Genomic DNA, 7,355 nt, shown 5'->3' on the forward strand with positions numbered 1-7,355 from the left:
GCAGCGGGGCGCAGGATCGTCGTTGCTACACTTCGGCGGCTTTCAGCCATCGGCCTCGCAATGGGCATCGACCTCACCCACGTCCTGATCCTGCTCGCCATCACCGTGGCGATCATCCTCGGCTTCCAGCGCATGCATGTGCCGACCAGCCTCGCCTACCTGCTGGTCGGCCTGGTGCTGGGCCCGCACACGCCGGGCGTGGTGATGGAGCCAGGGCCGATCCAGGCCGTCGCCGAGTTCGGCATCGTCTTCCTGCTGTTCACCATCGGTCTCAACTTCTCGCTGCCGCAGATCCACGCCCTGCGCCACCAGGTGCTGGGTTTGGGCACCGGCCAGGTCGCGCTGACCACGGCGGTGGTCGGCCTGATGGCCTGGCTGATCGGTTTGCCGGCCGCCGCGGCCTTCGTCGTCGGCGCGGTGTTCGCGCAGTCCTCCACCACCATCATCAGCAAGCAGCTCGCCGACCAGGGCGAGGACGCCTCGCGCCACGGCCGCCTCGGCACCGCGATGTCGGTGTTCCAGGACGTCACCGCCGTGCCCTTCGTGGTGATCATTCCGGTGCTGGGCACGGCGGCCGGCGCCGCCCAGCTCGGCGGCGCTCTGGGCTGGGCCCTGCTCAAGGCCGCGCTGGCCCTGCTGCTGGTGTTCTTCGCCGGGCGCTGGCTGCTGCGGCCGCTGTTCCATCTGGTCAGCCGCAACCGCTCCGCCGAGGTGTTCACCCTGGCCGTGCTGCTGGTCGCGCTGGCCGCGGGTGCGATCACCCACGGCCTTGGCCTGTCGATGGCGTTCGGCGCTTTTCTCGCCGGCATGGTGCTCGGCGAGACCGAGTTCCGGCACCAGGTCGAAAGCACGATCAGACCCTTTCGCGACGTGCTGCTGGGCCTGTTCTTCATCGGCATCGGCATGCTGTTCGACCCCGCCGCGCTGCCGCAGATCTGGCATCTGGCCCTGCTCGGTGCGCTCGCCCTGCTGCTGCTGAAGGTGCTGGTGGTGGTCGCGATCGTGCGCGCCAGCGGCATCGAGACCGCGACCGCCTGGCGCACCGCGCTGATCCTCGCGGTCGGCGGCGAGTTCGGCTTCGCCCTGCTGGCCCTGGCCCTGCAGGGCGGGGTCATCGGGCAGGAGGCCGGCCAGGTGGTGCTGAGCTCGGTGCTGTTCTCGATGGTGCTGGCGCCCTTCCTGATCCGTTACAACGGGCCGCTGGCTCGCTGGCTCTCGGGGCGCCAGATCGCGCCCGACCTGAAGGATCTGCCGCGTCCGGATTCGTCCGCCTGTGCCGGCCTCGATGGCCACGTCATCGTCTGCGGCTACGGTCGTATCGGCCAGAGCGTGGGCAATTTCCTCGAAGCCGAGCGGATCGCCTACGTCGCCCTCGACCTCGACCCCTCGCGGGTCCGCGAGGCGCACCGGGCCGGTGAGCCGGTGTTCTACGGCGACGCCAGCGAGAACGGCGTGCTGGAACTGGTCGGCCTGGCGCGGGCGCGCCTGCTGGTGATCAGCAGCGAGGACACGGGCGCCGCCCTGCGCATCCTGGAGTACGTGCGTCGCCACCAGCCCGGCCTGCGGGTGATGGTGCGCACCCGCGACGAGAGCCAGGTCGATGCCCTGCGTGCGGCGGGCGCCTCCGAGGTCGTGCCAGAGACCCTGGAGGCCGGCCTGATGATCGCCACCCAGGTGCTGCGCGTGCTCGGCGTGCCGGCACCGCGCGTCGCCCAGCTGATGGACGAGCAGCGCAGCGCCAAGTACCGCCTGCTGCGCGAGCTGTTTCCGGGCGATGCCCTGGCGACCGGCCGCGAACTGGACGACGCGGCGCGCCTGCGCAGCGTGCGCGTCGAGGCCGGCAGCGCCGTCGTTGGCCGCAGCCTTGCCGAGCTGGCCGCCGAGGGCGGACAGCTGGCCGGAGAAATCGCGGTGATCGTGCGCGAGGGCCGGCGCCTGCTGAACCCGCCCCAGGACCTGCGCCTCGCCGCCGGCGACACCGTCGTGGTGTTCGGCAGCCCCGAGCAGTGCGCGCGAGCGCGCGAAGCGCTGGGGGCCTAGGACAGGCGCCGGGCCTGACGAGTCTGGGATTGTGCCCGCGCGGCACGGATGGCGCGCCCGCGGCTGGGCCGCAGGCCGAGCCGGCGTAGCCCTGTGCGGATTCACTCCGCGCAGGGCGCCGGGCGGTGCGGCCAGGAAGGCCGCACAGGAGTCTTGCGACAGCGTGGAGCGAGTTCGCGCGCCATGGAAGGCGCGCCCGCAGACCGGCCGTAGGCCGGTATGGCGTAGCCCTGTGCGGATTCACTCCGCGCAGGGCGCCGGGCGGTGCGGCCAGGAAGGCCGCATCCGCCCGTATCCAGAAATTTCAAACGCCCGCGATCTCCCGCAAACAGCCGCGCATCTGCTGGACAGCTTCGGGCTTCACGCGCACACTACGCGCCCCGCGCAGGATGCGCGGCGATTGAACCGGGGGGCGTGTGTCGGCACTGCTGCTGCTCAATGGACCAAACCTCAACCTGCTCGGCACGCGCGAGCCGGAGGTCTACGGCCGCACCACGCTCGCCGACATCGAGGCCGATCTGAGCCAACGCGCCGAAGCCGCAGGCTACCCCCTGCATTGCTTCCAGTCGAATGCCGAGCACGCCCTGATCGAGCGCATCCACGCCGCCCGCAGCGACGGCACCGCCTTCATCCTGATCAATCCGGGCGCTTTCACCCACACCAGCATCGCTCTGCGCGATGCCCTGGCCGGGGTGGCGATCCCCTTCATCGAGCTGCACCTGTCGAACGTGCATGCCCGCGAGCCCTTCCGCCAGCACTCCTACCTGTCGGACCTCGCGGTGGGCGTGATCTGCGGCTTCGGTGCCGACAGCTACCGCCTCGCGCTCACCGCCGCGCTCTCGCGGCTGGGCGCGGGCTGACCTTTCTCGCCCGCCCGCGCGGGCAACACGCAACGAGGACTGCATGGATCTGCGCAAGATCAAGAAGCTGATCGATCTGCTGGAAGAGTCGAACCTGACCGAGATCGAGATCCGCGAGGGCGAGGAGTCGGTGCGCCTGTCGCGCGCCAGCACCGCCGCGCCGGCGCCCGCCCCGGTCTATGCCGCCCCCGCGCCGGTGCAGGTCGCCGCACCGGTCGCGGTGCCGATGGCCTCGCCGACCGAAGCCGCCACCGGTTCGGTGAAGAACACCGCCAGCGCCGCCCTGCCCGAGGGCCACGTGGTGCGCTCGCCCATGGTCGGCACCTTCTACGCCTCGCCGAATCCCGACTCGCCGCCCTTCGTGAAGCTCGGCCAGAGCGTCAAGGCCGGCGACACGCTGGGCATCATCGAGGCGATGAAGATGTTCAACCCGATCGAAGCCGATGTGTCCGGCACCGTGGTCGCGGTACTGGTCTCGAACGGCAAGCCGCTGGAGTTCGATGAGCCGATGTTTGTGATCGGCTGACGCCGACGGGAATCGGGAATGGGGAATCGGGAATCGTCGAAGCGGCCGCACGAGCGGTTGGAGGTCTGGCGCGACGCCATGGACCTCGTCGAGGCGGTCTATCGGTTCTCCTCCCGCTTTCCGGATTCGGAGCGCTTCGGTCTCGTCTCGCAGATCCGGCGCGCGGCCGTGAGCATTCCCTCCAACGTGGCCGAAGGTGCGGCGCGCAGGTCCAAACAGGAGTACCTGCGTTTTCTGTCCATCGCGCGAGGCTCGCTGTCTGAAGTCGACACGCACGTCCAGATCGCGCGACGACTCAAATTCGCGGAAACGGACGTCAACCTGGATGCGCTGGTGGACCGCTGCTTCGCCAAGCTGACCGCCCTTATGAACTCCCTCAGTCGTACGGACCGCGGCGCGCCCGCTTCTGACGATTCCCCATTCCCGATTCCCGATTCCCGGCCCTCCAATGCTCGATAAAGTCGTCATCGCCAACCGAGGTGAAATCGCGCTGCGCATCCTGCGCGCCTGCCACTCGCTCGGTATCAAGACCGTCGCCGTGCACTCCACGGTGGACCGCAACCTGAAGCATGTCGCCATGGCCGACGAGTCGGTCTGCATCGGCCCGGCGCCGGCCTCGGAGAGCTATCTCAACGTGCCGGCGCTGATCGCGGCGGCCGAGGTCACCGACGCCCAGGCCATCCATCCGGGCTACGGCTTCCTGTCCGAGAACGCCGACTTTGCCGAACGCGTCGAGCAGTCGGGCTTTGTCTTCATCGGGCCCAAGGCCGACACCATCCGCCTGATGGGCGACAAGGTCGAAGCCATCAAGGCGATGAAAGCCGCGGGCGTGCCCTGCGTGCCGGGTTCGGGAGGGCCGCTCGGCGATGACGGCGCGGAGAACATCCGCATCGCGCGCGAAATTGGTTTTCCGGTGATCATCAAGGCGGCCGGCGGCGGCGGTGGTCGCGGCATGCGCGTGGTGCATTCCGAGGCCGCGCTCAACAACGCCATCCAGACCACTCGCGCCGAAGCCAAGGCGGCCTTCGGCAACGACATGGTCTACATGGAAAAATTCCTGGAGAACCCGCGCCACGTGGAGATCCAGGTGCTGGCCGACGGCCAGGGCAGCGCGATCCACCTGGGCGAGCGCGACTGCTCGATGCAGCGCCGCCACCAGAAGGTGGTCGAAGAAGCGCCCGCGCCCGGCATCACGCCGGAGCAGCGCGCCGAGATCGGCGCGACCTGCGTCGAGGCCTGCATCCGCATCGGCTACCGCGGCGCCGGCACCTTCGAGTTCCTGTACGAGAACGGCCGCTTCTACTTCATCGAAATGAACACCCGCATCCAGGTCGAGCATCCGGTGACCGAGCTCGTGACCGGCATCGACCTGGTGCGCGAGCAGCTGCTGATCGCCGCCGGGCACAAACTCTCGATCAAGCAGGAAGACGTGGTCCTGCGCGGCCACGCGATCGAGTGCCGCATCAATGCCGAAGACCCCGAGACCTTCATGCCCTCGCCGGGCCTGATCAAGCACTTCCACGCGCCGGGCGGCCCCGGCGTGCGCGTCGATACCCACATCTACGAGGGTTATCGCGTGCCGCCGAACTACGACTCGATGATCGGCAAGCTGATCGTGCACGGCGCCGATCGCGCCCAGGCCATCGCCCGCATGCGTGTGGCGCTCAGCGAGATGGTCGTCGACGGCATCAAGACCAATGTGCCCCTGCAGCAGCGGATCATGGCCGACGGCGGCTTCCAGGCCGGTGGCGCCAACATCCACTACCTTGAGAAGAAGCTGGCGGAGGCGCGGGAGAAGGGGATTGGGCTGGGCTGAACACCGATGTCAACCCAGCTTGACCTAGGCGCCTAGGCTCACGTACTGTTGCATCCGCTGCAACACGAAAGTTGCCCTGAATCGTGCCCCCGGTAGTACGCTCTCGACCCGCGCAAGCGGTTATCCGTCGATTGCCGAGCCCGGGGGCTCTGTTTTTATGGGGTGGGGTGTTGTATGCGTACTGCGGTTCTGGTCGATGGCGCGTTCTTTCTCAAGCGATTTCGGCGAGTGTTTCCTGATGGAAGCCTCCGGAGTCCAGCTGTCATAGCTCACACCGTTCATGTCCTCGCGCAGGAGCACCTGAAGCGCTTGGGGCGCGATCAGCAAGCGCTGTATCGGATCTTCTTCTACGACGCTCCGCCTCTCCTCAAGCGCATGCATAGGCCGATCAGCAATCGAAGCGTTGATCTGGCAACGAGTGACGAGGCCAAGTTTCGAATCGCGATGCATCAGGCTCTCCGCCGTCAGCGAAAGGTCGCGCTTCGTCTGGGACAGCTGTCCGACCACGTAGGCTGGGCGCTGAAGGATGCTGTCCTAAAGAGTTTGCTCAAGCGCGAACGGTCCTGGTCAGAGCTTTCCGACGACGATTTCCAGCTGACGGTTCAGCAGAAGGCCGTCGACATGCGCATCGGGCTCGATATTGCTTCGCTTGCTTATCGGCGATTGGTTGATCAAGTGATCTTGGTCACCAGTGATGCGGACTTCCTCCCTGCGGCCAAGCTTGCGCGGCGTGAGGGCATCGATTTCATGCTTGATCCGATGGGGCGAGCCATTGGCGATCATCTCCACGAACACATCGATGGAGTTCAATCCACCCGCTTGGTGAACCTCGCCATTCAGATCCAGGAGTTTGTCGAGAGTCAGACTGCGCGCTCCAACGATCACATGAACGAAGACGACGATTGATATGCCCCACCTCAAACTCCGCCTCACCTGCACCCTGCCGCAGCAGCCCGCCGTCGAAGAAGCGCTGGAAGAGCTGGGCGCACTCGCGGTGACCCTGGCCGATGCGCACGCCGATGCGCCGGACGAGCAGGCGATCTTCGAGCCCGGCGTGGGCGAGATGCCGCTGTGGGGCGAGATCGTGCTGGAGGCGCTGTTCGAGCATGACGTCGATACCGCGCTGCTGCAGAACGAACTCGCCGCGCGCATGCCGGCCGAGGTCGCCGCCAGCGCCAGTACCGAGGAAGTGCCCGACCAGGATTGGGAACGGGCCTGGATGGACCAGTTCAAGCCGATGGCCTTCGGCCGCCGCACCTGGGTCTATCCCTGGAACATCGAGCCGCCGGCCGATCCCGAGCTGGCAGTGATCCGGCTTGATCCGGGTCTGGCCTTCGGCTCGGGCACGCATCCGACCACGGCCCTGTGTCTGGAGTGGCTGGATGGCCTCGACCTGCGCGGCAAGACCGTGCTGGATTTCGGCTGCGGCTCGGGCGTGCTGGCGCTGGCCGCGCTGGTGCTGGGAGCCGAGGCTGCGGTCGGTGTCGACAACGATCCGCAGGCGCTGACTGCCACCGCCGACAACGCCGAGCGCAATGGCGTCGGCGCTCGTCTGCGCGTCTACGCGCCGGAAGACGAGCCGACCGCGCAGTATCCGGTCGTGGTCGCCAACATCCTCGCCACCGCGCTGGATGAGCTCGAACCCCTGCTGGCAGCGCGCACCGCGCCCGGCGGCTTGATCGCCATGTCCGGCATCCTCGATGGGCAGGAGGACGAGCTGCTGCTGCGCTATGCGCCGCACTTCACCGAACTGCGCGTGGATCGCCGCGAGGACTGGGTGCGGATCTCGGGCCGCCGCAAGCCGTAGGGTTGTCCCTCGCCCACGGTGGATTCGCACCTGCCTTGACCATGCCCTTCGACAAGGCACATCGAATGCGGGCCAGGGCGCATGCCTGGCGCGATGTTCAGCGGATGAACGTCGATGGTGTGAGCGCGAACGCCTGGTACGCACTCGCCGACCCGAGGCGGGCCTGCAGCTCCGGTGGGCCAGGGCCCACCCTATGAATACGCGAGCCTAGGCTAGACCTTGCATCTCGCTCCGCCTGCGGCAACGCTCGCTCCCGAATCCCGAATCCCGAATCCCGAATCCCGAATCCCGAATCCCGAATCCCGA

General features: G+C 67.6%; 7 protein-coding genes. All 7 read left to right on the forward strand.

Annotated elements, in window-relative coordinates; all coding sequences use genetic code 11:
* Positions 1 to 60: 60 nt before the first annotated feature.
* The 7 genes from Q0654_RS13360 to prmA all read left to right on the forward strand — a co-directional run bounded on the left by Q0654_RS13360 (position 61) and on the right by prmA (position 7,049).
* A complete protein-coding gene (locus tag Q0654_RS13360) occupies positions 61 to 2,040 on the forward strand; it encodes a monovalent cation:proton antiporter family protein (protein ID WP_298854596.1) in 1,980 nt (659 codons plus the stop codon).
* A gap of 416 nt (positions 2,041 to 2,456) precedes the next feature.
* Positions 2,457 to 2,900 (forward strand): type II 3-dehydroquinate dehydratase, encoded by a 444-nt coding sequence (aroQ, locus tag Q0654_RS13365; protein ID WP_298854597.1) that lies wholly within the window; start codon positions 2,457 to 2,459, stop codon positions 2,898 to 2,900.
* Between the two features lie 43 nt (positions 2,901 to 2,943).
* The gene (gene accB / locus Q0654_RS13370) at positions 2,944 to 3,426 is read left to right on the forward strand and encodes an acetyl-CoA carboxylase biotin carboxyl carrier protein (RefSeq protein WP_298854598.1); all 483 of its coding nucleotides are present in this window, start codon (positions 2,944 to 2,946) and stop codon (positions 3,424 to 3,426) included.
* An 18-nt stretch (positions 3,427 to 3,444) separates the two neighbouring features.
* Entirely contained in the window at positions 3,445 to 3,885 is a 441-nt protein-coding gene (locus tag Q0654_RS13375; RefSeq protein ID WP_298854599.1) for a four helix bundle protein, read from the forward strand.
* Positions 3,875 to 5,242, forward strand: a complete 1,368-nt coding sequence (gene accC / locus Q0654_RS13380; protein WP_298854600.1) for an acetyl-CoA carboxylase biotin carboxylase subunit — start codon at positions 3,875 to 3,877, stop codon at positions 5,240 to 5,242. The genes Q0654_RS13375 and accC overlap by 11 nt, the downstream gene beginning before the upstream one ends.
* A 174-nt stretch (positions 5,243 to 5,416) precedes the next feature.
* Positions 5,417 to 6,148: an NYN domain-containing protein gene (locus Q0654_RS13385; RefSeq protein WP_298854603.1), complete on the forward strand. Its 732-nt coding sequence runs from the start codon at positions 5,417 to 5,419 to the stop codon at positions 6,146 to 6,148.
* A 1-nt stretch (position 6,149) separates the two neighbouring features.
* Positions 6,150 to 7,049, forward strand: a complete 900-nt coding sequence (gene prmA / locus Q0654_RS13390) for a 50S ribosomal protein L11 methyltransferase (protein ID WP_298854605.1) — start codon at positions 6,150 to 6,152, stop codon at positions 7,047 to 7,049.
* The last annotated feature ends 306 nt before the right edge of the window (positions 7,050 to 7,355 follow it).

Origin of the sequence: uncultured Aquimonas sp., from assembly GCF_937888285.1 — a bacterium.
Lineage (GTDB): Bacteria > Pseudomonadota > Gammaproteobacteria > Xanthomonadales > Xanthomonadaceae > Aquimonas.

Excerpts from the sequence above, each read along its gene's own strand:
- accB (WP_298854598.1), top strand. The coding sequence starts at position 2,944 with ATGGATCTGCGCAAGATCAAGAAGCTGATCGATCTGCTGGAAGAGTCG.
- Q0654_RS13360 (WP_298854596.1), top strand. The coding sequence starts at position 61 with ATGGGCATCGACCTCACCCACGTCCTGATCCTGCTCGCCATCACCGTG.
- accC (WP_298854600.1), top strand. The coding sequence starts at position 3,875 with ATGCTCGATAAAGTCGTCATCGCCAACCGAGGTGAAATCGCGCTGCGC.
- Q0654_RS13385 (WP_298854603.1), top strand. The coding sequence starts at position 5,417 with ATGCGTACTGCGGTTCTGGTCGATGGCGCGTTCTTTCTCAAGCGATTT.
- prmA (WP_298854605.1), top strand. The coding sequence starts at position 6,150 with ATGCCCCACCTCAAACTCCGCCTCACCTGCACCCTGCCGCAGCAGCCC.
- Q0654_RS13375 (WP_298854599.1), top strand. The coding sequence starts at position 3,445 with ATGGGGAATCGGGAATCGTCGAAGCGGCCGCACGAGCGGTTGGAGGTC.